A 26,795-nucleotide genomic window follows, 5' to 3' on the forward strand; every position below is an offset into this window, starting at 1 on the left:
CCGAACCAGCCGGCCCCGAACCAGCCGGCCCCGAACCAGCCGGCCCCGAACCAGTGGGGCCACCAGGGCAGCGGCTGGGCACCGGCCAATGAACCGCAGGGTCACCAACCCTTTGCCGACAATGACGACGAGGGCACCGTCCTGCGTCCGAATCCTGGCCGGCAGGGGCGTCCCGAGGACAACCGGCAGCCGTGAACTGAACAGTGTCACCACGCCTCACGCCCGGGCGGTCGCGGTCACCATGACGCACCGTTTCCGGGCGTTGTGGCGTCGGTTAGCCCGTGCATGGGCCGAATTTCACGGCGACACGCCGCCTGCGCCACAAATTTCGTACGCTGGCTTGACCACAGGGAATGACACCCGTGTAACTTGGGGGGCACGCTGGGTCGAGAGGACAAATATGAACGAGATGCTGACGGTCTTCAGCACCGCCGACGACGGGGTCCTCGCTTGGCAGGAGCAGGCTCTGTGTGCACAGACCGATCCCGAGGCCTTCTTCCCCGAAAAGGGTGGGTCCACCCGCGAGGCCAAGAAGGTGTGCGAAACCTGCACGGTCAAGCAGGAGTGCCTCGAGTACGCACTGGCCAATGACGAGCGCTTCGGCATCTGGGGAGGACTGTCCGAGCGCGAACGTCGACGGCTGCGTCGGCGGGCCTGAGGCACGAGGTTGTCAGGTCCGGGCCCATCACAGAAGATGGGTTCCTGACCCCAAGCGGCAGGCAACGCCCGCCGGACAAGGATGGCTGTGACTCCCGGACCCGAAGACGGCGACACCCAGGACCCCTGGGCCTGGGCCAGAGACCCCGGCGCGCGTCTGGACACCACGGAGCACACCCGAGCCAAGGAGCAGGACTGGGCCTGGGCGCACCGGCCCGTCCCCGCACGGGTCGCCGACATTCCCGTGGCCGAGGTCGCGACCATCATGGTGGTCCACAACGCTGGCGACTGGCTCGACCGCTCGCTGCGCGCCCTGTCCGCGCTGGATTCGCGGCCAGGCGTGATCCTCGCCGTCGACACCGGCTCGGGGGACCGCTCGGCGATGTTGCTGGAGGAGGCCGCCGAGGCCGGCATCCTGGACCGGGTCATCCCTGCCGGGCAGGTGGCCGGTTTCGGTGCCGCGGTCCAGGCAGCCATCGCCACCCTCGAGGGTGACTTCGGCTGGCTGTGGCTGCTGCACGACGACGCCGAGCCGCGGCCCGACGCCCTGGACGAACTGCTGCTGCGCGCCTCCCAGGACGACGAGCCCGACGTCATCTTCCCCAAACTGTTGCAGCCCCGACGCCGCAACCACCCCGACCAGTTGGCCGAGATCGGGTCGTCGATCACCAATGGGGCCAGTCGGCACCTGGACATTGCGCCCGGCGAGATCGACCAGCGCCAGTCCGACTCGACCCGGGTGCTGGGCGGCTCCACCGCAGCCATGCTGGTCAAACGCCAGGTCTGGGACGAACTGGGTGGGCTGGACCCCGACCTGCCCCTGTTCCGCGACGGCCAGGACTTTGGGTGGCGGGCCAACGCCGCCGGACACCTGGTCGTCACCGCACCCGACGCCGCCGTCCACCATCGCCAGGAGGGGCGTTTCGGCGACCGTGACTCGGTGCTGGTCGGTGATGCCGCCACCACCGACAGGTTGCTGGGCATGCGCCTGCTGGCCTCCCACGCCACGACACCCGGACGCACCATGGCCCGGCTGCGCGCACAGTCGGCCCTGCGCGGGGTCGGATACCTGCTCGGCAAGGCCCCCCACGAGGCGATGGCCGAGTTTCGGGCGGCCGCGCGCCTCGGCCGCGACCGGGCCACCATCCAAGCGATGCGGGACCGCCACCCGGCCCCCGCCGTCGAGGTCGACGGCCTGCGCCCCGGCCCGGGACGGGTCTGGTCCGGCCGACTGGACCGGATCTTCCACACCGCCGGCGAATGGCGCGACCGTGATGACGAGTCCGACACCACCCTGGACGACCTCACCGGTGACGACTACTCCGGCGGGCGTCGACGACGCCGCCTGTTCACCCCCGGACGTGTCTTCGCGAGCCTGCTACTGGTCAGCTTCCTGATCGCCTGGCGTGACATGTTCGGGCGTGGGCAGCTGAGTTCGGTCCGGCTCACCCCCGCCCCCGACAGCCTCGGCGATGCCTGGGCCGCCTGGTTGCAGCCGGTGGCCGGGGAACCGGGCGCCAACCCCGGCTGGCTGGGACTGACCGCCCTCGGCTCGACCATCACCGCCGGCAACCCCGAGATCTTCGCCAGACTGCTGGTGCTGGGCGCCCCGGTGATCGGCGCCGGCATCACCCACCGACTGGCCCGCCGGATCGTCGGCCCCGGCTGGATCGCGGTCGCGTTCGCCTCGGTGTGGCCGGCGCTTGCCATCGTCTCGGGGGTGACCGTCCGCGGGTCGATCTCGGGGGCACTGTTGACCATCACCCTGCCGCTGGCCGCATTGGCCGCGCTGCGCTGGTTCCGCCAGGACAGCGACAACACCCCGGCCGGCGACCACCTGCGCGCACCAGCCAGCCTGGCGCTGTGGCTGGGACTCGCCGCCCAGGGCGCACCCCTGACCGCGCTGGTCGGGGTGGGAGTCGCGCTGGGCTGGTGGGCGCTGCACCGGCACTTCTCGGTCGGGATGCTGGTGGCCGCCCTGGGGCCGGTGCTGATGCTGCTGCCCTGGTCGCCTCGCCTGGTCGCCCACCCCGGACGCCTGCTCACCGGCAGCGACCCCACCACCAGTCTGCCGAGCACCCCGTCACCGGCCTGGCACGTCCTGCTGGGTCGAGGCGCGGTCGACGGGCTGCCTCCCATGTGGGTCTCGGTGCTGGCACTGGTCGGGATGACGACACTGACCCTGCTGGCGGTGCTGCTGGGACGGCGCCGGCTCGGGGCCAGGGTCGCCGCCGGCTTCACCACCGCGGCCAGCCTGTGCCTGGTGCTGGCCGCCTGGGCCACCCGCCTGCTGGTCACCGTCGACGGACAGCAGGTACGGGCCTCCCTCGACCTGCTGTTGCTGCTGGCCGGGGGACTGGTGCTGGCCATGTGCCTGACCGCCATGCGGCCCCGGGCGGCCGTCGCCGGCCCCCGGCAGCATGAGCACCTGACCACCGGCAACGTGGCTGCCGCCGTCGCCGCCGCCCTGATCGGCCTGCTCGGGCTGGGCACCGTCATCGGCGGCCAATCGGCGTCACCCCTGCAGGTGCGACCCGACCCGCTGCCCGCCTACGTCAGCGACGTGCAGGACTCCACCCGCGCCACCCGCGCCCTGGTCATCCACGTCAACGGTGAGTCCCATCGCTGGATGCTGACCTCCAGCGGTGTGCCCGGGTGGGGCTCGGGTGAGGCGTTCCCGGTGCTCGCCGACCTCAACCAGGCCGACCTCGTCGCCGCGCTGGCGGCCCGCATCAGCAGCGGGTCCCCGGGTGACGACCTGGCCGACCGCCTGTCCGGCCTGGGGATCGCCCACGTGGTGCTCACCGGCGCGGACGCCGCCACCGTCCAAGGAGTGTCGAACGCTCCCGGACTGACCGCCGCCGAACTGGGTGACGGCAGCACCGTGTGGACCGTCCAGGGCCTGGTCAGCCGCGCAGCCATGGTCGGTGCCACCGGGGTGCTGACCCCGTTGCCCGGCGCCCAGGTCAGCCAGTCCGGCACCGTGCGCATCGCAGAACTGCCCGACGACCGCTGGGTGGTGAGAGTGGGTGGCACGCCGGTGCCGGTCACCAGCGACCCGTCCGGGTTCGGCATCCGCGCGGAGGTCGCCGGGCAGAGCGGTCCGTTGACCTGGCGGACGACCCCGGTGTGGGGAGCGCTGGTGGCCCACCTGGTCATCGTGCTGCTCTTGATCGTGCTGGCCGCGCCGACGGCCCGACGCCCCGGCGCACGACCACCCACCCGCGGCCTCGAGACCCCGAGAAGGTCCATGTGAACAGCACCCGCCCACCCCGGACGCGCACCCTGGTCGCGGTGGCCGTCCCCCTGGTCGTGGCCGCCCTGCTGGTGGCGCTGGCGTCGGTGGTCAGTCCCCAGCAGCCCACGGTGCGTCTGGTGACCCCGGCGCCGCTGGTCAAGTCCCGCAGTTGTGCCTTCGCCGGGGCGCCGGGCAGCCTGGTGGCGACCGGCAGCGGGGTGCAGACGACCACCTTGGCCGGGGAGGAGATCGACGACCCTGCCGCGCCCGGCGCCATCACGGGGTCGGTGCTGCTGCGCCAGGAGGGCCCCGACCCGCTCGGCGCCGGGGTGCGCAGTCAGTCCCGCGACGGCATGCTGTGGGCCGAATGTGAGCCACCGGCCACCGCTGGTGCTGTCATCATCCCCGACCCCGCCACCGGCGAACTGGTGCTGGTCAACCCCGACCGCACCGACGCCGGGGTCAACATCTCGCTGAGCGGGGCCACCGGTGAGATCCAGTCGGCGGGGCTGCGCGGCATCATTGTGCCGGCCCACTCCATGGTCCGGGTGCCCGTGTCGGTCCACGCCCCCGCCGGGGCGCCCGTCACCGCCACCTACCAGACCAGTCAGGGTCGGGTGCAGGGCGCGGTGCGCAGCCTGAGTGCTGCCCCTGAGCAGGTGGTCACCAGCCTGCCGTTGCCCGAGGCCGTCTTCGCCACCCTGCCCGAGCGACCCGACGAGGTGCGGGTGCTGCTGCACAACCCGGGCAGCGTGCGCGCAGACGTCACCATCGAGATGCTCGGCCCCCGCGGACGCTTCGCCCCGGCGAATGGCACCGCATCCCTGGGCCCGAACACCACCCTGATGGTCGACCTCACCGCGGCCTTCGCGGAGGAGTCGATGGGGCTGGTGGTCACCAGCGCCACCCCGGTGCTCAGCATGGTGGCCACCACCGGCGCCAACGACATCGCCTGGGTGTTGCCCCAACCACCGCATACCGAACTGCTGGATGCCGTCCCGGCCGGGGTGCTGCAGGTGGTGAACCCCTCGACCAACGAGGCCTCGGTCACCGTGACCCAGCGCGCCGCAGGCAGCAGCGGTGACACCACCGAAACGCTCGTCATACCGGCCGGGGCGAGCGCGCAACGGCCGGTGGGCAGCGGTCAGGTGCAGATCGTCTCCACGACGGCGGTGGCCGCGGGAGTGCGACTGAATGGCACCGGGCAGGCCGTCAGCCGGGTACGGGCCCCGGTGACCACCATTTCGGCGGTGCCCGGGGTCCTCGATCCCCAGATCGGGCAGTGAGGCGGGGTCATCCCCGCGAACCGTGCGTGCGGGTGCAGGGGGTCACCCCCGCGAACCGTGCGTGGGGGTGCAGGGGGTCATCCCCCCCCGCGAACAACTCAGTCCTCGACCTGAGGGTCGATGTCGCTGACGGTGCGTCCGGTGAGCGCCGACAACTGCTCCACCAACGTGCGGTGGACCAGGATGCGCAGCCCCCGCCGAGTCGCCGCGCGGTGCTCGAGGGGGCGCCGGTAGATCACGATGCGGGCCGGGAAGACGGCAGTCGCCTCGGTGGCGGCCGCCAGGGGCACCCGTCCGTCGGTGGTGTGCGCGCCGGGCACGTCCTCGACGCCAATGTCGATGCCGACCAGCGCCTCGGGACAGGACAGTTCGACCCGGTTGATGGCCTCCGAGACCGAGTCGACGAAGGCTTCGGCCCGGTTCGCGGCACCGGGGCGACGCCGCGCCGGGCCGTAGGGGGAGGGGGCCGCCAGCGGCCCCCGGATACCCCGACCGTGCCGGTCACGTCGTGCGGGTCGTTCCCGGGCAGTGGCCATGGGCACAGCCTAACGCTCGGCGATCACCCGCAGGTGGCGCTTCTCGGCCAGGACGACCACGTTGTCGCTGAACTCCGGCGGTGAGGGCGCTGGGGTCGGTGGCGAGAGGGGGTCGTCGTGGCGCAACCCGACCTCGCGGATCGCGTCGGCCAGCGCCAGCAGGTCGTCGGTGGGCGGCGGCGGGGTCTGATCCAGTTCCGGCAGCCGGACCACGTCCCACCCCTGCGGGGCCGACATGCGATCGGCGTGCGCGGGGCACAGATCGTAGGCACCGGGGTCGACGGCCGGGGACAGCGGCCCCACCACCACCATCTGGCCGGGGTAGTCAAAGGTGAGGGTGGTGGTGGCCCGCGACGAGCAGGCCGTGCGTGAACACCAGCGCCTCATGAGCGTTCCTTTGCATGCGGGTACGGATGCCCCGTACGACGAGAGTGCCGGCCCCAGGCCAGCACCTGCGAGGCTACGACCGGCCACGGGCCCATCGCCGGATGCCTCGCCGGTGGACGACGAAATCACTGGCCGTTGCGCCCGGCGTCGGACCTGCCGTCCGCCTGACGCGCGAGCGTCCCACCGGTCGGTAGGCTGCAAGGGTGATCACTGAGGGCATCTTCAAGGCCAACGACATTCGAGGTGCCGTCCCGCACGCCTGGGACGAGGCTGGCGCGGCCGCCATTGGAGCAGCTTTCGTCGAACTCGCCGGACTGTCGGGCAAGCAGTTCGTGATGGGGCGCGACATGCGGGTCACGGGCTGGCAGATGTCGCGGGCCTTCGCCGCCGGAGCCATCTCACGTGGCGCCGAGGTGCTCGACACCGGTCTGGCCTCCACCGACCAGCTGTGGTTCGCCTCCGGATCGCTCGACCTGCCCGGCGTCCAGTTCACCGCCAGCCACAACCCGGCCGCCGACAACGGCATCAAGTTCTGCCGTTCGGGTGCCGCACCGGTCGACGCCGACTTCCTGGTGCGCCTGCGGGAGGTGGCCATGGGCCTGGACGGCAGCGTTGACCCGACCCTGCCCGCCCACGGGCTCCGCGAGATCTCGACGCTGGACGACTACGCCCAGCACCTGCGCCACCTCGTCCCGCTCGAGGGCCTGCGCCACCTGAAGGTGGTCGTGGACGCCGGCAACGGGATGGCCGGCCACACCGTCGCCGCCGTGCTGAAGGGAGCCGACGTCGAGGTGGTCGGGCTCTACCTCGACCTGGACGGCACCTTCCCGAACCACCAGCCCAACCCGTTGGAGCCGGAGAACCTGCGCGACGCCCAGGCCGCCGTCCGCGAGCACGGCGCCGACCTGGCCCTGGTCTTCGACGGCGACGCCGACCGCTGTTTCATCATCGACGAGCGCGGCGAGGTGGTCAGTCCCTCGGCGATCACGGCCCTGATCGCCCGGGCCGAGCTGGAACGTGAACCCGGCGCGACGATCGTCATCAACACCATCACCAGCCGTACTGTCGCCGATGTGGTCGAAGAGGCCGGCGGCATCACGGTGACCAGCAAGGTCGGCCACACCTTCGTCAAGGCGCTGATGGCCGAGCACCAAGCCATCTTCGGCGGGGAGCATTCAGCCCACTACTACTTCCGTGACTTCTGGGGCGCCGACACCGGCATGCTCGCCGCCCTGCACGTGCTGCGCATCCTGGCGAGACAGGACGAGCCGCTGTCCCAGGTCATGCACAGCTACGAACGCTACGCCGCCTCAGGTGAGATCAACTCGCAGGTGGCCGACGCCGGCGCCGTGATGGAAAAGGTCGAGGCCGCCTTCATCGGCCGGGGCGAGTCCGACCGCATCGACGGGCTGACCGTGCGCGGCACCGACGCCCGCGGCGACCTGTGGTGGTTCAGCCTGCGGCCGTCCAACACCGAGCCCTACCTGCGTTTGAACGTCGAGGCCATCGACCCAGCCGTGATGGCCGCGCTGCGCGACGACGTGCTCGACCTGGTGCGCGGCACCACCACCACCGACCCGCTGAACTGATCGAAGGGAACACCGATGAGCAACCCCAACAGCACCCCCGATGTGGAGCTCTCCCCAGAGTTCCTCGAGATCGCCGCCTGCCCGGCCTGCCACTCGAAGTTCGCGGTGGACTACGACAACCGTGAACTCGTCTGCGCCTCCAGCCAATGCGGTCTGGCCTACCCGGTGCGCGACGGCATCCCGATCCTGCTCATCGACGAGGCCCGCAACACCCGCGCAGGCACCGGGCACTGACCATGGAGTTCGACGACGCCCGGTTGGCCGCCGACACCGTCAGCCCGCGGGCCGATGAGGCGCTGCGCCACCTGGCCGGCGCGGGTGCGCGCATCCGGCGGGAGGCCGGAACCTCGGCCAAGGAGCTCGCGGCGAGCTTCCCCGCGGGGCGCAGACCCCGTGGCGTCGTCGCCCTGGGTCGCGGTGCCCGGCTGATTCGGGCAGTGCTGGAACCGTTCTGCCTGTGCCCCTTCGTGGCATGGCCGTTCCCGGGTCTGCCGGCCTGGGTGGGTTCCCTCGACCTGGTCATCGTCCTGGCCTCCGAAGGCTCCGACCCCGACCTGATGGCGACCGTCCATGAAGCCGTCCGGCGGGGCAGTGCTGTGATCGTGGCCGGACGTCCCGACACGCCGATCGTCGAAGCAGCCGCCAGTCGGGCGACGCTGCTGGTGCCCGCCGAGACCGGCGACGAGCTGGCGGCCGTCGTCCAGGTGCTGGCGGTGCTCCACGAACTGGGTCTGGGACCGTCGGTGGTGCCCGAGAGCGTCGCCGCCGCCGCCGATGCGGTCGCCGAGGCGTCGTCCCCGGCGCGTGACCTGGCCATCAACCCGGCCAAGGACATGGCGCTGCACCTGGCCGAGGCGCAACCATTGATCTTCGGCGGCACCGTGCTGGCTGCCCGGGCCGGTCGTCGCCTGGCCGAGGCGCTGCGCCGCTCGACGGGACGCCTGGCGCTGGCTGCTGAGCCCGCCGAACTGGAGCCCGTGATCACCTCACTGCAGGGACGTGACCCGTTCGCCGACCCCTTCGACGACCCGGACGAGTCGCTGCGCCCCGTGCTGGTCATCCTGGACGATGGCACCGACGACCCGCTGGCGCGGCGTTCGGCGGGGGAGCTCGTCACCCTGGCCGGGCGCCACGAGGTGCGGGTGGTGACGGTGAGGGCGGGTGACCCGAGCTACTCGCCGATGGACCGTTACGCCTCGCTGCTCTACCAGGGCATGTTCGGTGCCACCTGGCTCGCGGTGGGCCTGGGACGACTGTGAAGGATGCTGCTGTGACCGCTGACCCGACGACCGACCACCCGACCGCCGAGCACCCCACACACAGGGTGCTGGTGCTCAACGGCCCCAACCTGGGACGGCTGGGCACGCGCGAACCCGAGATCTACGGTCACACCAGTCACGCCGACCTGGCCGAGCACCTGGTCGCCAGCGGTGCGGCCCTCGGGCTGGCCGTCGAGGTCCGCCAGAGTGACCATGAGGGCGAGATGTGCGGCTGGCTGCACGAGGCGGCCGACCTGGGCTGCTGGGTGATCATCAACGCGGGGGCCTGGACCCACTACTCCCTGGCGGTGGCCGACGCGGCCGCGCAGGTGGCCCACTACGTCGAGGTGCACATCTCGAACGTCTACGCCCGTGAGGAATTCCGCAGGACCAGCGTGCTGAGCGCCAGGGCCAGCGGGGTGCTGGCCGGTTTCGGACTCGGCGGGTATGACCTGGCGTTGGCCCACGTCGCCGCCAGCCTGGGCGCTCGTCCGACGACCTGACGCGCAGGCGCGGGACTCAGGCCTCGTTCAGCGACTCCCAGATCTCCTTGCACTCGGGGCAGACGGGGAACTTCTCGGGGTTGCGGTGCGGAACCCACACCTTGCCGCACAGGGCGACCACCGGGGTGCCCATCACCATTGCCTCGGTCAGCTTGTCCTTGGGGACGTAGTGCGAGAACCGTTCGTGGTCTCCGTCCTCGGCGTTCAGACCGTCGGTCTTGGTGCGCTCGTCGATCACTGTCTGTGAGCCGGGGGCCAACTGCTGGTTCATGCCAGCCACTCTAGTGATCGGCGCAAGCCCACGCCCGGCGGCTCGACCCGGCCGACGCAGCGGATAGTGTGAGGCGGTGCACCAGCCCGCCACCGCCCCGCCGCGCAGCCTCATCGTCGGCCTGCTGGTCTCGGTGGTGGCCATTGCCTTCCAGGCGGTCGCCGTCGCCACCGCGATGCCCGCCGCCGCCGAGGACCTGGGCCGCCAGGAACTGTACGCCTGGACCTTCACCCTGTTCGTCATTGGCATGGCGCTGGCGACGGTGCTCTCGGGTCGGCTCAGCGACCGGGTGGGCCCATCGGTTCCGCTGCGCGCCGGACTCGTCCTGTTCGGGGTCGGGCTGCTGCTGGCCGCGCTGGCCCCCAGCATGTACGTGCTGCTGGTCGCGCGATTCGTCCAGGGCTTCGGCGGCGGCGCCTTCAACGTGGCGCTGATGGTGATCGTGGCCCGCACCTTCCCCGCGGCCCAACGGGCGCTGATGATGACCATGTTCAGCGTCTGCTGGGTGCTGCCGGCCTTCATCGCCCCGCCGATCGCGGCCTGGCTGGCGAAGACGTTCAGCTGGCACTGGGTCTTTGCCTGCATGATCCCCTTCGTCATCGCCACCGCCGTCCTGTCGGCGGGACCACTGCGCAGCCTGTCCGAGCAGTTGCGGCCCGAATCCGACGCCGACTCGGCCCCGGTGCCGATCTGGGCGGCGTTCGTCGCCACCGGCGGCGTCGCCCTGATCCAGCTCGCCGGCCAGAACCCGACGCTCGGCTCGTTGGCGACGCTGGTGGTGGGGCTGGTGGCGCTGGCCATCTCGCTGCCGCGACTGATGGCGCCGGGGTTCTTCCGGTTCCGTCCGGGCATCGTGTCGGTGTCGTGGGTGCGGGCGATGCAGGCCGGCGGCTTCTTCGCGGCGGAGGCGTTCCTGCCGCTGAGCCTGGTCGAGACCCGCGAGATGAGCCTGTTCCGCGCCGGCCTGATGCTGACCATTGGTTCGATCGGGTGGACGGTGGGCTCCTGGCTGCAGGCCCAGCCCTGGCTGGCGCTGCGCCGCGACCAGTTGATCCAGCTCGGGGCGTTGTTCTCGCTGCTCGGGGTGGCCGGCATCGTCGTGGGCACCTGGGGCGGACTGTCGGTGGTCTTCATCGGCGCGGGCTGGACGGTCGGGGGCCTGGGCATGGGCCTGTCCAACGCGTCCGGGTCGTTGGCCGTGATGCAGTTGTCGGAGCCGGCGCGGCTGGGACGCAACACCAGCTCACTGCAGGTCTCCGAGGCGCTCGGCAATGCCATGTTCACCGGTCTGGCCGGTGCCGTCTACGCCAATCTGCGCACCGACGCCGACCCGGTGCACACCTTCGGATGGGTCTTCACGACGGTGACCCTGGTCTCGCTGGTGGCGCTGGTCATCGCGATGCGCATCGGACGGGTGGCGAACCACACCTCGGGCGCCGGGGTCGTCGTCAGCACCGCTGCCTAGGGTGGCGGCGACCCCGGGGGGCTAGGTCAGGTAGGTCACCGTCAGCCACATCACCAGGGCAAAGGTGATCAGGACCGTCGCGCCGATGTACACGTAGAACATCACCGAATGGCGTTCCTTCACCTCGGCGGCCTGGTAGCGGCCCCGGCCCAGGTAGTTCTCCAGCATGGACGCCGGGGTCTCGTTGCGCGGGGACACCGACTGGTGGTCGGGGCCGCTGCGAAAGCTGCCCACCGAACTGGGGGTCCACGACCCGTAGCCGGCGGTGGGCAGGGGGGCGGACGGACGGTCCAGGACGCCGGGGCCCACCGGCGGGGGAGCCGCGGGAATGGCGCCGGCACTGCTCAACGAGTGCATGGTCCGGGGTCCGGGACGCGGCACCATCGGGGACACCTCGGCGCCGGGCATCACCTCGGCGATGGCGTCCAACTGGGCAGCGAACTGTGCCGCCGAGACCGGCCGACGATCCGGGTGCGGGGACAGCGCCCGCGACAGGAGCGCGTCCAGCTCTGCCGGGGCACCGATCTGGGCACTCAGCGGCGGCGGGTCGACATTGGGGTTGCGGGACAACAGGTCCGGCAGCGTCTTGACCGGGAACGGCGGATGTCCCGACAACAGCGCGTAGGTGACCGCCGCCATCGAGTAGACGTCGGAGCGGTGGTCCAGCGCATGGCCGGTGGCCTGCTCCAGGGCCATGAACGCCGGGGTGCCGGCAGTCGCCGGCTGGCCACCCCGATCGACCAGCGACTCGGCCACGCCCAGGTCAGCCAGCAGCACCTTCAGTCCACTGGTCGAATGGCTGAGCAGGATGTTGCCGGGGGTGACATCCCGGTGAACCACGTTGTGGCGGTGCAGCACGTCCAGCGCCCGGGCGGCGTCGGCGCACAACTGCAGCGCCCGTGCCGGGGGCAGCAGCTGCTTGCGGAGTCGGTCAAAGGAACCACCGTCGGCGTAGTCCATGACGAAGTAGGGGGCGCCTTCGGGGGTGCGGCCAATGTCGTAGACGCGGACGATGTGCTCGTCGCGGATGCGGCGCAACAGTCGGGCCTCGGTCAGGAACCGGCCCTCGACGTCATGGTGGTTGACCCACTTGGAGCCCAGGATCTTGACCGCGACCGGCACGTCCAGTTCGTCGTCGTGGCCCTTGTAGACCGTCGCGAACGAACCCGCGCCGATGCGCTGGGTGAGGCGATAGCGACCGAGGCGTTCCATGGGGTCCCTAGTCTGTCATGCGGGCAGGGCCCGACCCTAGCGCCGCAGCGCCCGGGCAGAGGCGTTTTCGCGCATCTGACAGAATGGTGAGGTGACACGACAGCCCTTGCCGCAGCCCGGATGGTACGACGACCCCGGCGGCAGCACCCAGGAACGCTATTGGGAGGGCACCCGCTGGACGAAGAACCTGCGCGACCGGCCGGCCCCCCTTCCGGGGACTGGCAAGCAGTCCGCCGCGCACGAGCACCAACCAGCGCCGCGCCAGAGCGCACCCCAGCACCAGCCCAGCCCGCGCCCGGCTCCCGGGATGACGCCGCGCCAACTGCCGCCGCAGGGCCACGGTGCTCCTCACCAGTACGGTCCACCCGGGCCAGGACCACGACCGGGACCGGTCGTCGGCCACCCGGGCCAGGCACCGGTCGCGTACAAGATGGTGCGCACCACCGAGGACGGTGTCCCGCTGGCCGGTTTCTGGCAGCGGGCGCTGGCGACCCTCATCGACACCGTGCTGATGTCGATCATTGGCGGGCTGCTCGCCTGGCCGTACCTGGTCCGGGCCTGGAACGCCTACAACCAGGTCATCGACTGGATGCTGGCCAACCCTGGCCGCACCGTCGCCTTCTCCGACTACGACTACACCACCCCGGCCACCCTGGTGCAGTTCGCCATCCTGGGCGTCTCGTTCCTCACCCAGGTGGTGCTGGTCAGGTTCTTCGGCGGCACGCTCGGCCAGCTGCTGCTCGGTCTGCGCGTGGTCCCCGCCGAAAAGGGGCTGACGCGGCGGGTGGGCTGGAACACCAGCCTGCTGCGCTCAGGGGTCTGGCTCGCGATCATGGCCGCCACCCAGGTGGTGTTGTTCCCGCTGATGATCAGCTACTTGCGTCCGCTGTGGCACCCGCGGCTCAAGACCTGGCACGACAGCGTGGCCAACACCCAGGTGATCACCACCCGCGGCGCGTTTGCGAGGTCGGTGCTGGCCCGCGGCGAGCAGCCCCGACGCTGACCCCCGACCGGGGCTGATCTGGTCGGCGACCACGCTGGCATGTCCTAGGCTGACGTGGTGGCTTTGGACAACCCTGCACTGGCCGAACTGGCTGACCATTTCGGCATCTCCCAGGAGTTCTGGGACTGGAAGGGTCGGCACACGACCATTTCCCCCGAGAGTGTCGTCAAGATCCTGGCAGCGCTGGGGGTGGACGCGTCCACGCCGGAGCTCGCCGAGGCCGCCGTGGCCGAGGTGCGCGCCAAGCCGTGGCGACGTGCATTGCCGCCCTGCGTCGTCGTCGAACAGGGCCAGCCCCGCGAGATCGCCGTCCACGTCGTCGCCGGGGCCGACGCGCAGCTGGTCGTGCGCACCGAGGACGGCCAGGAACTGCCGTGCACCCAGCTGCCCAATGAGGTGCCCGACCGGATCGTCGACGGTGTCGCCATGGGTGAGGCCACCTTCGTCGCGCCCACCGATGCGCCGTTGGGCTACCACACCTTCGTCCTGAACACCGCCGGACGGACGGTCGAGTCGGCGTTCATCGTCACCCCCAAGTTCGTCGGCATGCCGGCCTCGATGGGCAACCGTCGGGTCTGGGGCTACGCCGCCCAGCTGTACTCGGTGCGGTCGAGCCGCAGCTGGGGATTGGGTGACCTGGTCGACCTGTCCGACCTGATGGTCTGGGCACGCACCCAGCAGTTCGCCGACTACGTGCTGATCAACCCGCTGCACGCCGCCCAGCCGGTGCCGCCGATGGAGCCCTCCCCGTACCTGCCGAGCTCCCGGCGCTACACCAACCCGATGTACCTCCGCCCCGAGGCGATCCCCGAGTACGCCGGGCTCGATGACGCAGCCCGCGCCAAGGTCGAGTCCTACCGCGCCGACTTGGGCGCCCAGCTCGACGGAGTCGACCAGTTGCGCCGCAACGAGTCCTACACCGCGAAGCTGCAGGCGCTGCAGGTCGTCCACGAGGTGGGGCTGCCGCCCGCCCGGCAGATGGCCTTCGAGGGCTACCGTCGCCGTGAGGGACGCGCCCTGCGCGACTTTGCGATCTGGTGTGCGCTGTTCGAGTGGCTCGGCCCGGACTGGCGGGCCTGGCCCGCCGAGTACGCGCGTCCCTCGTCGCCGGAGGTGGCCGACTTCTACGCGGCCCACGCCGACCGCGTGCACTTCTTCGAATGGCTGCAGTGGAACTGCGAGCACCAGATGTCGATGGCGCAGCAGGCCGCCACCGATGCCGGGATGAGCGTGGGACTGGTGCAGGACCTGGCCGTCGGGGTGAGCAAGTCCAGCGCCGACACCTGGATGATGGCCGACGTCTTCGCCCAGGGGGTCAGCGTCGGCGCCCCGCCCGACCAGTACAACCAGGCCGGCCAGGACTGGGGCCAGCCGCCGTGGCGTCCTGACCGCCTCGCGGAGCTTGCCTACGCGCCGTTCCGGGACATGGTCGCCAGCACCCTGCGCCATTCCGGTGGGGTGCGCGCCGACCACATCATCGGCTTGTTCCGGCTGTGGTGGGTGCCCGAAGGGTCCTCGGCCAGGGACGGCTGCTACGTCCGCTACGACCATGAGGCGCTGATCGGCATCCTCGCCCTGGAGGCGCAGCGTGCCGGGGCCATGGTGATCGGTGAGGACCTGGGCACCGTCGAGCCGTGGGTGCGCCAGTACCTGACCCGTCGCGGACTGCTGGGCACCTCGGTGCTCTGGTTCGAGAACGACGAGAGCGGGGCCACCCTGGCCCCGCAGCAGTGGCGCGAACTGTGCATGGCGTCGGTGACCACCCACGACCTGCCGCCCACCTCGGGCTACCTGGCCGGCGACCACGTCCGGCTGCGCCACCGGCTGGGGCTGCTCACCGAGACCCTAGACGCCGAACTCGCGCATGCCCGCAGCGAGCATGAGGGCGTCACCGGCATGTTGGCCGCCCGCGGCTACCTGGTCGAGTCCGCCGGCACCGACGAGGTCGAGGCCCTGGTGCTGGCCATGCACCGCTTCCTGCTGGACACCCCGGCGCGGGTGCTGAACGTCTCGCTCACCGACGCCGTCGGCGACCGGCTCACCCAGAACCAGCCCGGCACCGTCGACGAGTACCCCAACTGGCGGGTGCCGCTGAGCAACCCGGACGGCACCCCGATGCTGCTCGAGGACGTCTATGCCAGCGAACGCGCCATGCGGATCGCGTCGGTGATGAACGGCTTCGACATGGTGCCGCCGACCTGGGCCGCCCAGCACCCGGCGGCCGGGGACTGAGCCGGCCGGGGACTGAGCCGGCCGGCTCACACCTGGGGCAGCGGTCCCTTGACGTATGGGTTGTTGGTCACGTCGCCGTCGTCGTCGAGCATGATCGTCGGGATCGCCGGCTCGCCCTTGCTGATCCGCAGGGCCGAGCGGGGCAGTTCGGCGCGCACCGCGAGGTGACGTTCCCGGGCCGCCGCGATCGGCTCGTGGCCGACGACCTGACCGTCGACGACCAGATCGACCAGCAGCGAACGGTCGTTGCCGTCCGAGGTCGGGTGGGCCTGGATGCCGACGATCTCGGCTTCGGCGCGGTCGTTCTGGTCGCGGCGGCGCAGGGCGTACTTGCGGCCCCCGACTGTGTTCTTGTTCTTCGACTTCTTGGCCACCGGCAGCAGTTCACCGGTGCCGGTGTCGGCGCGGGCCACCAGTTTGTAGACGAAGCCGCAGGTGGGGTGCCCCGAGCCGGTCACCACCGAGGTGCCCACCCCGAAGCCGTCCACCGGTGCGCCCCGCAGGGCGGCGATCTGCCACTCGTCCAGGTCGCTGGTGACGATGATGCGGGTGTCCTCGGCGCCCAGGTCGTCCAGCAGGTCGCGGACCTCGCGGGCGGCGATGGCCAGGTCGCCGGAGTCCAGCCGCACCGCCCCCAGTCGTCCGTCGGTCAGCCGCACCCCGAGGCGCACCGCCGTCCCGACGTCGTAGGTGTCGACCAGCAGGGTGGTGTCCTCGCCGAGGGTGGCCAGTTGCGCCGAGAAGGCCTCCTCCTCGGTGTCGTGCAGCAGGGTGAAGGAGTGCGCGGCGGTGCCACTGGTGGGAATGTCCCAGGTGCGGCCGGCCTCCAGGTTCGAGGTGCTGGTGAAACCGGCAATGTAGGCGGCACGGGCGGCGGCGACGGCACTGTACTCCTGGGTGCGCCGGGCCCCCATCTCGATGATTGGCCGCCCGTCGGCCATGGCTGACATGCGGGAGGCGGCCGAGGCGATCGCCGAGTCGTGGTTGTAGATGCTCAGCAGCAGCGTCTCGAGCAGCACGGCCTCGGCGAAGGTCGACTCCACCACCACCAGCGGCGAGCCGGGGAAGTAGATCTCGCCCTCAGCGTAGCCCCAGATCGATCCGGTGAAGCGGTAGTTCGACAGCCAGGTGGCCAGGTCGTGGTCGACCACCTTGGTGCGCAGCAGGAAGTCGATGGCCGGGTCGTCGAAGACGAAGTCCTCCAGCGCGCGCAGGGCGCGTCCGACGCCGGCGACCACGCCGTAGCGACGCCCCTCGGGGAGGCGACGGGGGAACAGCTCGAAGACGCTGCGCCGATCCGCCATGCCGGAGGCGCGGGCCGCCTGCACCATGGTCAACTCGTAGTGGTCGGTCAGAAGCGCTGTGCTCATGGTCGTCAGCCTAGGGGCACCGGGGTGGTTGGCATCGACTTCGCGGCCGCAGCCAGCCACGATGTGCAGGCACCCGACGGCGATGACAGAATGGGACCCATGGCCCAAGCAGTTCCCGAGCAGTCCGGCGGTCTGGCGACCGCCGAGCAGGTTGATGAGCAGGTCGAACCCGCCAAGGCCTGGGTGACGCTGGTCTGGGACGACCCCGTGAACCTGATGAGCTACGTCACCCACGTCTTCACCAGCTACTTCAAGTATCCCCGCGCCAAGGCCGAACAGCTGATGCTGCAGGTGCACAACGAGGGCAAGGCGGTGGTCTCGTCAGGGACGCGTGAAGAGATGGAGCGCGACGTCGCCGCCATGCACACCTTCGGGTTGTGGGCGACCGTCGACCGAGCCGAGTGAGGACTTCATGAGCCGATTTGCCCGCACCCGCGGGAAGCTCCAGCTGCACCTGGACGGCACCGAACTGGAACTGTTCACCCGCAGCGTCAACGAACTGCTCGACCTGCTGGACGACGGCACCGGGGGTGAGGTCGACGTCGAGGACGAGGACGACCCGTTCGCGGTGTGGGAGGCCAGCTTCGGCACCCAGCCCGGCATCGAGGACGACCTCGACGACGAGGAACGCGACCCGGTCATGGAGCGGCTGTTCCCGCGCGCCTACCCCGACGACCCGGAGGCGGCCAGCGACTTCGCCCGCTTCACGGACGCCGCCCAGCGCCAGGACAAGATCGACGCCGCCTGCACCGTGCTGGACGACCTGGACACCGTGCAGAGCGGGGTGGCCAGGATCCACGCCGAGAACGTGGACGCCTGGCTGAAGACGCTGAACAACCTGCGGCTGGTGCTCTCGGTGATGCTGGGCATCAGCGACGAGGTCAGCAGCGCCGAGGCCGCCGAACGCCCCGACGAGGACCCCCGGTCGTGGCTGTACAGCTACTACGGCTGGCTGGGGTGGATGTTGGAGTCGCTCCTCGAAGCCGTGATGGCGCCCGAGTGAGTCACACCGCCTCAGACCTGCGCGCCCCCATCGGCATCTTCGACTCCGGTTTCGGGGGTCTCACCGTCGCCCGGCAGATCGCCGACGTACTGCCCCACGAGGACATCGCCTACCTGGGCGACACGGCCCGCGCCCCCTACGGTCCACGTCCCATCGCCCAGGTGCGCGAGTACGCCCTGGAGTGTCTCGACCGGCTCGTCACCCACGGCGTGAAGGCGCTGGTCATTGCCTGCAACACCGCCTCGGCGGCCGTCCTGCGTGATGCCCGCGAACGCTACGACGTGCCCATCATCGAGGTGGTGCTGCCGGCCGCCCGCCGCGCTGCCGCCGTCACCCGCAACGGCCGGGTGGGGGTCATCTGCACCCACGCGACGGCCACCTCGATGGCCTACGAGGACGCCCTGGCCGCCTCGGTGGGCGTCACCGTCACCACCTCGCCGTGCCCACGCTTCGTCGAGTTCGTCGAGGCCGGCATCACCGCCGGGCCGGAGGTGCTGGCCGTGGCCCGGGAGTACCTGCAGCCGATCAAGGACGCCGGCTGCGACACCCTCATCCTCGGCTGCACGCACTACCCGCTGCTGCGGGGCGTGATCTCCTACGTGATGGGCACCTCGGTCAACCTGGTCTCCAGCGCCTCGGAGACCGCCCAGGACACCTGGCGGGTGCTCAACGACCAGCAGCTGACCACCCCCGACCCGGGTGGCTCGAACCGGCTGTTCCTGACCACCGGCGACGCCGACCGTTTCGAGGGCATTTCGCAGCGTTTGCTGGGCCAGTTCGTGCACTCGGCCGAGACCGTCCACCTCGGACGGCTGCCCCGGCGCCACACCTCCGGCGGCTAGGCTGGGCACGCGGTGGGCAAGCCACCGCGCACCGACCATGAGAGGCCACCATGTGCACCAAGATCACCTGCGAGCGCTGCGGCAAGCCGACCTGGAAGGGCTGCGGCGAGCACATCGAGGACGCCCTGGGCGACGTAACCCCCGCTGATCGCTGCACCTGCCCGCGCTGATCCGTACCTGACCCACTTCCACGCCCACGCCCCGAAAGGCACCAGATGACCCGCAGTGACGGCCGCGCCAACGACGAACTCCGCAATGTCCGCATCACCCGTGGCTGGCTCGACCACGCCGAAGGATCGGTGCTGGTCGAGTTCGGCAACACCCGCGTCCTGGTCGCTGCCAGCGTCACCGAAGGGGTGCCGCGCTGGCGCAAGGGCAGTGGGCTGGGCTGGGTGACCGCCGAGTACGCAATGCTGCCGCGCGCCACCCATGACCGCTCCGACCGCGAGTCGCACCGGGGCCGCATTGGCGGACGCACCCACGAGATCAGCCGACTGATCGGACGCTCCCTGCGCGCCATCATCGACCTCAAGGCCCTCGGCGAGAACACCATCGTGCTGGACTGCGACGTGCTGCAGGCCGACGGCGGCACCCGGACGGCGTCCATCACCGGCGCCTACGTCGCGCTGGCCGACGCCGTGTCCTGGCTGCGGGAGCGCGGTGCGCTGGCTGGTGAACCGCTGAAGGACTCCCTGGCCGCCATCTCGGTGGGCGTCGTCAACGGCACCCCGGTGCTCGACCTGCCCTACGACGAGGACTCGACGGCCGAGACGGACATGAATGTGGTGGTCGCCGGCAACGGCGACTTCATTGAGATCCAGGGCACCGCCGAGGGCACCCCCTTCAACCGCGACGAACTGAACCAGTTGCTCGACCTGGCCGTGAAGGGCTGCGCTGACCTGACGGCACTGCAGGCCCAGGCCCTGGCGCAGCCGCTGGTCAAGCGGTCGGCCAGGCTGGCCGAGCAGTCATGATCCAGCCCCCGAAGCTGCGCCCGGTGCCGTCCTTCGAGGCCTTGCCGAAGGTGGTCCTGGCCAGCCACAACGCTGCCAAGCTGGCCGAAATGCGGCGGTTGTTCGCCGCGGCTGAGCTCGGCATGCGGGTGGTCAGCCTGGACGACTTCCCCGAGTCGACCCCGCCCGCCGAGACCGGCGACACGTTCGCCGAGAATGCCCTCATCAAGGCCCGCGCCGCGGCCCGGCTCACCGGCCTGCCCGCGCTGGCCGACGACTCCGGCATCGAGGTCGACGTGCTCAACGGCATGCCCGGCGTCCGTTCGGCCCGGTGGGCCGGCCCCGCCGGCGACGACCAGGCCAACCTCGAACTGCTGCTGCGCCAGGTCGACGACGTCGCCGCCGAACGGCGCCAGGCCCGCTTCGTCTGCGCCATGGCCCACGTCGACGTCGACGGCACCGAACTGGTGACCACCGGCGTGTGGCCCGGCAGCTTGGCCACCGAGCCGGCTGGCAGCCACGGGTTCGGCTACGACCCGATCTTCATCCCCGCCGACAGCCCACTGACCAGCGCGCAGCTCACCCCCGAGCAGAAGGACAGCCAGTCGCACCGCGCCCGGGCTGCTGCTGCCATGATCGAAGCTCTCCGCCGCCGCGCCACCACCCAGGGGGAATCGTGAAGCAGTACCTCGACCTGATGCGCCACGTGCTCGACCATGGCGTCGACAAGTCCGACCGCACCGGCACCGGCACCCGCAGCGTCTTCGGCCATCAGGCCCGCTACGACCTGTCCGCGGGCTTCCCGCTGCTGACCACCAAGAAGGTGCACACCCGCTCGGTGTTCGGCGAGTTGCTGTGGTTCCTGCGCGGTGAGACCAACGTGGCCTCACTGCACCGTGACAACATCACCATTTGGGACGAGTGGGCCGACGATGCCGGCGAACTCGGCCCCATCTACGGCTACCAGTGGCGGTCGTGGCCCACCCCCGACGGGCGCCACGTCGACCAGTTGCAGAACGTCATCGACCAGATCAGGCGCAGCCCCGACTCGCGGCGCCACATCGTCTCGGCGTGGAACGTGGCCCAGCTCGACGAGATGGCACTGCCGCCCTGCCATGTGCTGTTCCAGTTCTATGTCGCCAACGGCCGGCTCAGCGCCCAGGTCTATCAACGCTCCGCCGACATCTTCCTCGGGGTGCCGTTCAACATCGCCTCCTACGCCCTGCTGACCCACCTGGTGGCCCAGGTCACCGGCTACGGCGTCGGCGACCTGGTGCACACCCTGGGTGACGCCCACATCTACTCCAACCACGTCGACCAGGTGCGCACCCAGCTCGCCCGGGAGCCCCGGGCGCTGCCGCGTCTGGTGCTGAATCCCACCATCACCGACATTGACGGGTTCACCCTGGCCGACATCGTCGTCGAGGGTTACGACCCGCACCCAGCCATCAAGGCACCCATCGCGATCTGAGGAGTCCCGGATAGGGCAGAATCAGGTTCTGTCGTCAGCATCCAGCCGCAAGCAGAGGAAAGACCGCCATGCAGATTGTCACCATCGCCGCCGTGGCCCAGAACGGGGTCATCGGGGACGGCAAGGACATTCCCTGGAAGATCGAGGCGGACTGGGAGCGATTCCGTCAGCTGACCACCGACAACTTCGTTCTGATGGGACGGTCCACCTACGAGTCGATCGGCCGCCCGCTGCCGAACCGCACCACCGTGGTGGTCACCCGTCAGCAGGACTTCGACGTCCCCGCCCCGCAGGGCAAGACCCGGGTGCTGGTCGCCAACTCCATCGAGGACGCCATCCGCAAGGCCCGCACCGCGCGCGGGTCTCTTGCCAAGAACATCATCTACGTCGCCGGCGGCGGCGAGATCTACGCGCAGACCATGGACCTGGCCAATGCGCTGGACATCACCGAGGTGAAGTTGTCACCGGAGGGCTCGGTGCACTTCCCCGAGATCGACACCGACCGGTGGCTCGAGATCCGTCGTGAGGTCCACGAGACCCACGACTACGTGAAGTTCGTCCCGGTGCTTCACACTGCCCGGCTCACCCTGGTGCCGGCGACCCCGGCGGACGCCGCCGAGTGGAAGCGTCTGGCCGACCACCCGGTCGTCGCCGAGCAGAGCCCCGCCCTGCACGTCGCCGACGAGGTCGAGGCTGCCGAGCGGTTGGCCCGCCGGGCCGCCAGCTGGGATGCCAACTCGCTGGATCAGTGGACGATTCGGCGCACCGAGGACAACGAGTTCGTCGGCATCGGCGGGCTGCGTCGCAAGGAGCTGGAGAACGGTGACCACGTCTGGCTGCTGGACTACCAGCTGGTCCCCGAACTGCAGGGCAACGGTTACACCCCCGAAATGGTGTCCGCGGCGCTGCAGCAGGTCCGCAAGGTCGACCGCGAGGCCCGGGTGCGCGCCATGATTCGCCCCCGCAACGTGAAGTCGATCGAGATCGCCGAAGAGGCCGGACTGAAGAAGATCGAGGAGCGCACCGACCCGTCGGGGCAGCCGATCTACCTGTTCCAGGGCTGGGTCCGCGAGCTGGTCTGAGGTGCGTGGGGCGGACCTGCCATGAGGGCGCAGGCATCGATTCTGCACCTCGACCTGGACGCCTTCTTCGCGGCCGTCGAACAGCGCGACAAGCCGTCGCTGCGGGGCAAACCGGTGGTCGTCGGCGGGGTCGGTCGCCGTGGGGTGGTCTCGACCGCCTCCTACGAGGCGCGCGTCTTCGGGGTGCACTCGGCCATGTCGGGCGGTGAGGCTCGTCGGCTGGCGCCCAACGCCGCTTTCCTGGGCGGACGCTTCGAGGCCTATTGGCAGTCCAGCCGGATCGTGATGGCCCTGCTGCACGAGATCTCGCCGCGGGTGCAGGCATTGAGCCTGGACGAGGCCTTCGTCGACCTGCAGGGCACCGGGGCACCGGACGACGTCGTGGGCCTGCAGCGTTTCGCCGAGGACCTGCGCGCCGAGCTGAGCCGCCGCACCCTGGGGCTGACGGCCTCGGTGGGGGTGGCCAGCAGCAAGTTGATGGCGAAGGTCGCCAGCGAACTGGCCAAACCGGACGGGGTGCGGGTGGTGGTCCCCGGCACCGAGGCCGAGACCCTGGCACCGCTGTCGGTGCGCGCCATTCCGGGGGTGGGTCCGGTCACCCATGAGCGGCTGACGCTGCTCGGGTTGAGGACCGTTGGCGACGTGCAGCGGGCGTCCCCCTCGGAGCTGGTCCGGGAGGTGGGTGCCACCTGGGGCCCCGAACTGCAGGAGCTGTCGTGGGGACGAGACGACCGTCCGGTGGAGGGCCACCGCGACGCCAAGTCGATCTCGCAGGAGACGACCTTCGAGTTCGACCAGACCGACCGGGCCTGGCTGGAGGCCCGCATCGACGCCGACGCCGCGAACGTCTGCCGCCGCCTGGCCAAACACGGGCAGTTCGCCCGCACCATCCAGATCAAGGTCCGTTTCGGCGACTTCACCACCTGGACCAGGTCACGCACCCTGGCAGGAGCCACCGACGAGCCGCACCGGGTCGCCCAGGTGGCCCGGTCGCTGCTGGCCCAGGTGGACGTGAACCGGGGGATCCGGCTGCTGGGGGTGGGCGTGTCCGGCTTCGTCGAGGCCGCCCAGGAGGAACTGTTCTGGCTGGACGCCGAGTCCGGGGTGGAGACCTCCGCGCCGACGGAGGACGACCAGCAGGACTTCGGCGACGGACCCTTTGGACGACGCCGGCGCCGCGACTACTGGCCCGGCGCGGACGTCGAGCACGACGTCCACGGCCGTGGCTGGGTCTGGGGCGCGGGACTGGGGCGGGTCACCGTCCGATTCGAGACCCGCGACGCCCCCGGCGGGCCGGTGCGCAGCTTCGCCCACGACGACCCGCTGCTGCACCTGGTGGGGCCGCTGCCCATGGACCATGAGGTGCCCCTCGAGGACGAGGACTGACCCGGCATCGCTCGGGGCACCTGGCACCCGTCCGGTCACGGTCTCGCCTGCGTCAGTCGAGCGAGTTGCGGAGCGCCTCGAGCCGCTCGATCGCCGCGTCGATCAGGGCCGGATCGGTGCCGCGGACGACGATGTTGGTGCCGTGCACCTGCGGCTCATGGAAGGGGTAGGAACCGATGCTGAGCTGCGGGAAGGCCGCGGCCAACTCGCGCAGCGGTGTCGCGAGGCGTCCCTCGCCGACCTCGAAGCGCAGCTCCTGCGAGCGCTTGGGCGACCCGGTGCCCAGCGTGGGCAGCAGCGCATTGACCATCGCCACGAAGATGCTCGGCACCCCCGCCATGACGTGCACGTTGCCGACGCTGAAGCCCGGCACGCCGGAGATGCCGTTCGGGATGAGCGTCGCCCCGTCGGGAATGCGCGCCATCCGCAGCACGTCGTCGGTCATGGGCCGGCCGCGGACCGCCGCCTCCAGCAGCAGTCGGGCGTCCTCGCGCACGCCGATGCCGACGTCGAACGCGGCGGCGATGGCGTCGGCAGTGATGTCGTCGTGCGTCGGGCCGATGCCGCCGGAGGTGAAGACGTGGTCGACGCGCTCACGCAGCGTGCGCACGGCGTCGACGATCACCGCGTGGTCGTCGGGCACCACCCGGATCTCCTGCAGGTCGATGCCCACCTCGATCAGGCGGCCCGCCAGGTGGTACGCGTTGGCCTCGCGGGTGCGACCGGAGAGGATCTCATCACCGATGACGAGCATGGCGGCAGTCGGGTTCGGCATGGGACCAGCCTCTCAGGATCTGACGGCGACGATGGCCACCGCGGCGTTCATGGCACCATCCTGCGCGAGCTGCCGCACTGGCGCCACCGGCGAGGACGAGGACTAGCGTCGGCCCAGACTGATCAGCACCGGGCCGCGGGTGGGGTTGCGCTGGCTGCATCCGGAGGCGTCCTCGGCGCTGGGGCAGGAACCGCAGCCGCCGCTGGGGCAACCCGACGACAGGGTCTCGGCGGTCAACCGACCCATCCTGACCAGGTGGTCCAGACAGGCATCGACCACGGCGGCGTCCAGGGCAGTGCGTTGCGCAATCTCGCGACGCGACCGGGCACCGCCGGTGAGGGCGTCATGGACGAGGGTGAGGGGTCCGCTCACCAGAACATCCGTCCGACCTGGAAGACCGCCACCGCCAGTGCCCAGGCCACCGTCAACTGCAGGCCGACCCCGAACAGCGTCCAGCGGGCACCGATCTCGCGCCACTGCGCCGCCAGGGTCGCCACGCAGGGGGTGTAGGCCAGGATGAACACCATGAATGCCCACACCGCGGGCAGCGGATGGCCGCCCGAGGACTCGTCGAAGGCGCTGGTGATGCGGGCACCGAGCGCCGAGTCGTCGCCGGTGGCGCCGGGGTCGTCGACGGCGTAGGTCTGTGCCCACGACGAGATCACCGCCTCCTTGGCGACGAATCCGGTCAGCAGGGCCCCGGTGGTCTGCCAACTGTCGAACCCGGCCGGCGCGAAGACGGGGCTGATCGTGCGGGCGACCGCGGCGTAGGCGGAATCCTCGATGGGTGCCTCACCGAAGCGGGCAGTGCCGCTGACCGGGGCCGCCTGCAGCACCCAGACCACGGCGACGGTGGCAACGATGATGCCCGTGGCCGTCTTCAGGAACCCCTTCAATCGGACCCAGGTGGACATGCCGACCACGCCGAGGGTGGGCCGCTGGTAGGGGGGAAGGTCAATGATCAGCGGCTCGGGGCCCATCGCCCGCCACAGCGTGGCCCGCATCAGCAGACCGGTGGCCACGATCAGCAGGATCGAGACCAGGTACATGATGAACACGACGCTGCCCGCGTGGCCGGGAAAGAAGACGCTGCCCAGCAGCACGAAGACGGTCAGCCGGGCCGAACAACTGGTGAAGGGCACCAGCAGCGCCGTCAGCACCCGTTGGCGTCGGGTGGCGAGCACCCGGGTGGCGCTGATGGCGGGCACGTTGCACCCGAAGCCGACGATCAGCGGCAGGAAGGCGCGCCCCGGCAGCCCGATCAGGCGCATCATCCGGTCAGCGACGACCGCGGCCCGGGCGAGGTAGCCGGAGTCCTCCAGCAGCGCCAGCAGCACGAACATCAACGCCATCAGGGGCACGAAGGTGAGCAGCATGCCGACACCGGCCAGCAGCCCGTCGATGAGCAGACCGGTGACGATGGGCCCGTCCAGTCCGGCCGCCCGCAGCAGCGCGGAGGCGCCGTTGCTCAGGGGTCCGGCGACCAGCGCGTCGAGTCCGTCCTGCAGGGGTGCGGCGACGGCCGTGGTGACCTGGAAGACCAGCCACATGACGGCCAGGAACAGCAGCGGCCCCCACACCCTGGACAGGGCGACCCGGTCGACGCGTTCGGTCCAGTTGGTGGCTCGGGCCGATGATCGGGTGCTGGCGGCGGCCACGGCCCGGTCAACCCAGGCGAAGCGGTCGTCAGCCAGGGCGAACTCGTCGTCGGATTCGTCGGATTCATCGGAGGAGGTGGTGGCGGTGGGGCGGGGTGCTGTGGGTGGCCCGGCCAGCGTGGACTCGACGGCTGCCGCCAGCGCGTCCAGACCGGTGCGGCGGCGTGGGTCGACGGCCACCACCGGCACCCCGACCTGCGCCGAGAAGGCAGCGGGGTCGACGCTGAGGCCACGTCGCCGGGCGACGTCAACCATGGTCAGGGCCACCACCAGGCGGTAGGGGTGTTCGCGCAGCTGCGCCAGCAGGTAGCTGCTGCGGGCCAGGTGGGCGGCGTCGGCGATCACCACGACCAGGTCGGGACGCTCGGCGGCCGGCACGTCGACCAGCAACTGCCGGGTCAGCGCCTCGTCGGGTGAGGCGGGGTCGAGGGAGTAGGCGCCGGGCAGGTCGACCAGGTCGTAGGTGCGTCCGGCAGTCCAGCCGCCGCGGCCAACCTCGACACTGGTGCCGGGCCAGTTGCCCACGGCGCGCCGGGCGCCGGTCAGGGCATTGAACAGGGTGGACTTGCCCACGTTCGGGCTGCCCGCCAGTGCCACCACCGGTGCCCCGGCCGGGG

The 26,795-nt window shown here is 70.7% G+C and carries 27 protein-coding genes; 19 read left to right on the forward strand and 8 right to left on the reverse strand.

Annotated features, from left to right (window positions below; genetic code table 11):
- The 4 genes from IPV09_RS12195 to IPV09_RS12210 all read left to right on the forward strand — a co-directional run.
- Positions 1–195 (forward strand): hypothetical protein (locus IPV09_RS12195; RefSeq protein WP_207475534.1); only part of this gene is annotated, 195 nt, incomplete at its 5' end.
- A 205-nt stretch (positions 196–400) separates the two neighbouring features.
- Complete coding sequence (locus IPV09_RS12200) at positions 401–658, forward strand: WhiB family transcriptional regulator (RefSeq protein WP_207475535.1); 258 nt, start codon at positions 401–403, stop codon at positions 656–658.
- Between the two features lie 87 nt (positions 659–745).
- Complete coding sequence (locus IPV09_RS12205; RefSeq protein WP_207475536.1) at positions 746–3,913, forward strand: glycosyltransferase family 2 protein; 3,168 nt, start codon at positions 746–748, stop codon at positions 3,911–3,913.
- Positions 3,910–5,181 (forward strand): DUF5719 family protein, encoded by a 1,272-nt coding sequence (locus tag IPV09_RS12210; protein ID WP_207475537.1) that lies wholly within the window; start codon positions 3,910–3,912, stop codon positions 5,179–5,181. The genes IPV09_RS12205 and IPV09_RS12210 overlap by 4 nt, the downstream gene beginning before the upstream one ends.
- 98 nt (positions 5,182–5,279) lie before the next feature.
- Here the strand turns inward: IPV09_RS12210 and IPV09_RS12215 are convergent, their stop codons facing one another.
- Entirely contained in the window at positions 5,280–5,717 is a 438-nt protein-coding gene (locus tag IPV09_RS12215; protein ID WP_207475538.1) for a metallopeptidase family protein, read from the reverse strand.
- A gap of 9 nt (positions 5,718–5,726) precedes the next feature.
- On the reverse strand, positions 5,727–6,104 hold the full coding sequence (locus IPV09_RS12220; protein WP_207475539.1) for a DUF3499 domain-containing protein: 378 nt from the start codon (positions 6,102–6,104) through the stop codon (positions 5,727–5,729).
- Positions 6,105–6,307: 203 nt separating this feature from the next.
- Here IPV09_RS12220 and manB point away from each other — a divergent pair, with 203 nt between their 5' ends.
- Genes manB through IPV09_RS12240 form a run of 4 tightly spaced genes read left to right on the forward strand, consistent with a single transcriptional unit; the run spans position 6,308 to position 9,455 of the window.
- Positions 6,308–7,693 (forward strand): phosphomannomutase/phosphoglucomutase, encoded by a 1,386-nt coding sequence (gene manB, locus IPV09_RS12225; RefSeq protein WP_207475540.1) that lies wholly within the window; start codon positions 6,308–6,310, stop codon positions 7,691–7,693.
- A 15-nt stretch (positions 7,694–7,708) separates the two neighbouring features.
- Entirely contained in the window at positions 7,709–7,927 is a 219-nt protein-coding gene (locus IPV09_RS12230; RefSeq protein WP_207475541.1) for a Trm112 family protein, read from the forward strand.
- A 2-nt stretch (positions 7,928–7,929) separates the two neighbouring features.
- Entirely contained in the window at positions 7,930–8,952 is a 1,023-nt protein-coding gene (locus IPV09_RS12235; RefSeq protein ID WP_207475542.1) for an SIS domain-containing protein, read from the forward strand.
- 11 nt (positions 8,953–8,963) lie between these two features.
- On the forward strand, positions 8,964–9,455 hold the full coding sequence (locus tag IPV09_RS12240) for a type II 3-dehydroquinate dehydratase (protein WP_370590315.1): 492 nt from the start codon (positions 8,964–8,966) through the stop codon (positions 9,453–9,455).
- A 16-nt stretch (positions 9,456–9,471) separates the two neighbouring features.
- On the opposite strand, the gene IPV09_RS12245 is transcribed toward IPV09_RS12240, so the two are convergent.
- On the reverse strand, positions 9,472–9,726 hold the full coding sequence (locus IPV09_RS12245) for a DUF3039 domain-containing protein (RefSeq protein ID WP_207475543.1): 255 nt from the start codon (positions 9,724–9,726) through the stop codon (positions 9,472–9,474).
- Between the two features lie 76 nt (positions 9,727–9,802).
- On the opposite strand from IPV09_RS12245, the gene IPV09_RS12250 reads away from it, so the two are divergent.
- Positions 9,803–11,191 carry an MFS transporter gene (locus tag IPV09_RS12250; RefSeq protein WP_207475544.1) on the forward strand — a complete coding sequence of 463 codons (1,389 nt, stop codon included), beginning with the start codon at positions 9,803–9,805 and terminating at the stop codon, positions 11,189–11,191.
- Between the two features lie 21 nt (positions 11,192–11,212).
- On the opposite strand, the gene IPV09_RS12255 is transcribed toward IPV09_RS12250, so the two are convergent.
- Entirely contained in the window at positions 11,213–12,403 is a 1,191-nt protein-coding gene (locus IPV09_RS12255) for a serine/threonine-protein kinase (protein WP_207475545.1), read from the reverse strand.
- Between the two features lie 91 nt (positions 12,404–12,494).
- Here IPV09_RS12255 and IPV09_RS12260 point away from each other — a divergent pair, with 91 nt between their 5' ends.
- Together IPV09_RS12260 and malQ are read left to right on the forward strand one after the other, a co-directional pair.
- A complete protein-coding gene (locus tag IPV09_RS12260; protein WP_207475546.1) occupies positions 12,495–13,406 on the forward strand; it encodes an RDD family protein in 912 nt (303 codons plus the stop codon).
- Between the two features lie 57 nt (positions 13,407–13,463).
- On the forward strand, positions 13,464–15,638 hold the full coding sequence (gene malQ / locus IPV09_RS12265) for a 4-alpha-glucanotransferase (RefSeq protein WP_207475547.1): 2,175 nt from the start codon (positions 13,464–13,466) through the stop codon (positions 15,636–15,638).
- A gap of 26 nt (positions 15,639–15,664) precedes the next feature.
- On the opposite strand, the gene IPV09_RS12270 is transcribed toward malQ, so the two are convergent.
- Complete coding sequence (locus IPV09_RS12270; RefSeq protein WP_207475548.1) at positions 15,665–17,008, reverse strand: nicotinate phosphoribosyltransferase; 1,344 nt, start codon at positions 17,006–17,008, stop codon at positions 15,665–15,667.
- Positions 17,009–17,107: 99 nt separating this feature from the next.
- On the opposite strand from IPV09_RS12270, the gene clpS reads away from it, so the two are divergent.
- The 8 genes from clpS to IPV09_RS12310 all read left to right on the forward strand — a co-directional run bounded on the left by clpS (position 17,108) and on the right by IPV09_RS12310 (position 23,745).
- Positions 17,108–17,413 (forward strand): ATP-dependent Clp protease adapter ClpS, encoded by a 306-nt coding sequence (clpS, locus tag IPV09_RS12275; RefSeq protein WP_207475549.1) that lies wholly within the window; start codon positions 17,108–17,110, stop codon positions 17,411–17,413.
- A gap of 7 nt (positions 17,414–17,420) precedes the next feature.
- Complete coding sequence (locus IPV09_RS12280; RefSeq protein WP_207475550.1) at positions 17,421–18,011, forward strand: DUF2017 family protein; 591 nt, start codon at positions 17,421–17,423, stop codon at positions 18,009–18,011.
- A complete protein-coding gene (gene murI / locus IPV09_RS12285) occupies positions 18,008–18,853 on the forward strand; it encodes a glutamate racemase (protein WP_207475551.1) in 846 nt (281 codons plus the stop codon). The genes IPV09_RS12280 and murI overlap by 4 nt, the downstream gene beginning before the upstream one ends.
- 215 nt (positions 18,854–19,068) lie before the next feature.
- A complete protein-coding gene (gene rph, locus IPV09_RS12290) occupies positions 19,069–19,827 on the forward strand; it encodes a ribonuclease PH (RefSeq protein ID WP_207475552.1) in 759 nt (252 codons plus the stop codon).
- Between the two features lie 41 nt (positions 19,828–19,868).
- Positions 19,869–20,486, forward strand: coding sequence for an RdgB/HAM1 family non-canonical purine NTP pyrophosphatase (rdgB, locus tag IPV09_RS12295; protein ID WP_207475560.1), 618 nt, complete (start codon positions 19,869–19,871; stop codon positions 20,484–20,486).
- A complete protein-coding gene (locus tag IPV09_RS12300) occupies positions 20,483–21,277 on the forward strand; it encodes a thymidylate synthase (protein WP_207475553.1) in 795 nt (264 codons plus the stop codon). The genes rdgB and IPV09_RS12300 overlap by 4 nt, the downstream gene beginning before the upstream one ends.
- Positions 21,278–21,345: 68 nt before the next feature.
- Positions 21,346–22,359, forward strand: a complete 1,014-nt coding sequence (locus IPV09_RS12305) for a dihydrofolate reductase (protein ID WP_207475554.1) — start codon at positions 21,346–21,348, stop codon at positions 22,357–22,359.
- 21 nt (positions 22,360–22,380) lie between these two features.
- A complete protein-coding gene (locus IPV09_RS12310; protein WP_207475555.1) occupies positions 22,381–23,745 on the forward strand; it encodes a DNA polymerase IV in 1,365 nt (454 codons plus the stop codon).
- 52 nt (positions 23,746–23,797) lie between these two features.
- Here the strand turns inward: IPV09_RS12310 and IPV09_RS12315 are convergent, their stop codons facing one another.
- The 3 genes from IPV09_RS12315 to feoB all read right to left on the reverse strand — a co-directional run.
- Positions 23,798–24,520: a molybdopterin-binding protein gene (locus tag IPV09_RS12315; RefSeq protein ID WP_207475556.1), complete on the reverse strand. Its 723-nt coding sequence runs from the start codon at positions 24,518–24,520 to the stop codon at positions 23,798–23,800.
- 102 nt (positions 24,521–24,622) lie between these two features.
- Positions 24,623–24,892 (reverse strand): FeoC-like transcriptional regulator, encoded by a 270-nt coding sequence (locus IPV09_RS12320; protein ID WP_207475557.1) that lies wholly within the window; start codon positions 24,890–24,892, stop codon positions 24,623–24,625.
- On the reverse strand, positions 24,889–26,795 hold a 1,907-nt coding region (feoB, locus tag IPV09_RS12325; protein WP_207475558.1), incomplete at its 5' end, for a ferrous iron transport protein B. The genes IPV09_RS12320 and feoB, both read right to left, overlap by 4 nt.

This window comes from Tessaracoccus sp. SD287, assembly GCF_017355265.1.
GTDB lineage: Bacteria > Actinomycetota > Actinomycetes > Propionibacteriales > Propionibacteriaceae > Aestuariimicrobium.

Bases quoted from the DNA above. Each gene is read 5' to 3' on its own strand.
- IPV09_RS12200 (WP_207475535.1), top strand. From the start codon at position 401: ATGAACGAGATGCTGACGGTCTTCAGCACCGCCGACGACGGGGTCCTC.
- IPV09_RS12215 (WP_207475538.1), bottom strand. From the start codon at position 5,717: ATGGCCACTGCCCGGGAACGACCCGCACGACGTGACCGGCACGGTCGG.
- IPV09_RS12220 (WP_207475539.1), bottom strand. From the start codon at position 6,104: ATGAGGCGCTGGTGTTCACGCACGGCCTGCTCGTCGCGGGCCACCACC.
- IPV09_RS12230 (WP_207475541.1), top strand. From the start codon at position 7,709: ATGAGCAACCCCAACAGCACCCCCGATGTGGAGCTCTCCCCAGAGTTC.
- IPV09_RS12235 (WP_207475542.1), top strand. From the start codon at position 7,930: ATGGAGTTCGACGACGCCCGGTTGGCCGCCGACACCGTCAGCCCGCGG.
- IPV09_RS12245 (WP_207475543.1), bottom strand. From the start codon at position 9,726: ATGAACCAGCAGTTGGCCCCCGGCTCACAGACAGTGATCGACGAGCGC.
- IPV09_RS12255 (WP_207475545.1), bottom strand. From the start codon at position 12,403: ATGGAACGCCTCGGTCGCTATCGCCTCACCCAGCGCATCGGCGCGGGT.
- IPV09_RS12270 (WP_207475548.1), bottom strand. From the start codon at position 17,008: ATGAGCACAGCGCTTCTGACCGACCACTACGAGTTGACCATGGTGCAG.
- clpS (WP_207475549.1), top strand. From the start codon at position 17,108: ATGGCCCAAGCAGTTCCCGAGCAGTCCGGCGGTCTGGCGACCGCCGAG.
- IPV09_RS12280 (WP_207475550.1), top strand. From the start codon at position 17,421: ATGAGCCGATTTGCCCGCACCCGCGGGAAGCTCCAGCTGCACCTGGAC.
- rph (WP_207475552.1), top strand. From the start codon at position 19,069: ATGACCCGCAGTGACGGCCGCGCCAACGACGAACTCCGCAATGTCCGC.
- IPV09_RS12305 (WP_207475554.1), top strand. From the start codon at position 21,346: ATGCAGATTGTCACCATCGCCGCCGTGGCCCAGAACGGGGTCATCGGG.
- IPV09_RS12310 (WP_207475555.1), top strand. From the start codon at position 22,381: ATGAGGGCGCAGGCATCGATTCTGCACCTCGACCTGGACGCCTTCTTC.
- IPV09_RS12315 (WP_207475556.1), bottom strand. From the start codon at position 24,520: ATGCCGAACCCGACTGCCGCCATGCTCGTCATCGGTGATGAGATCCTC.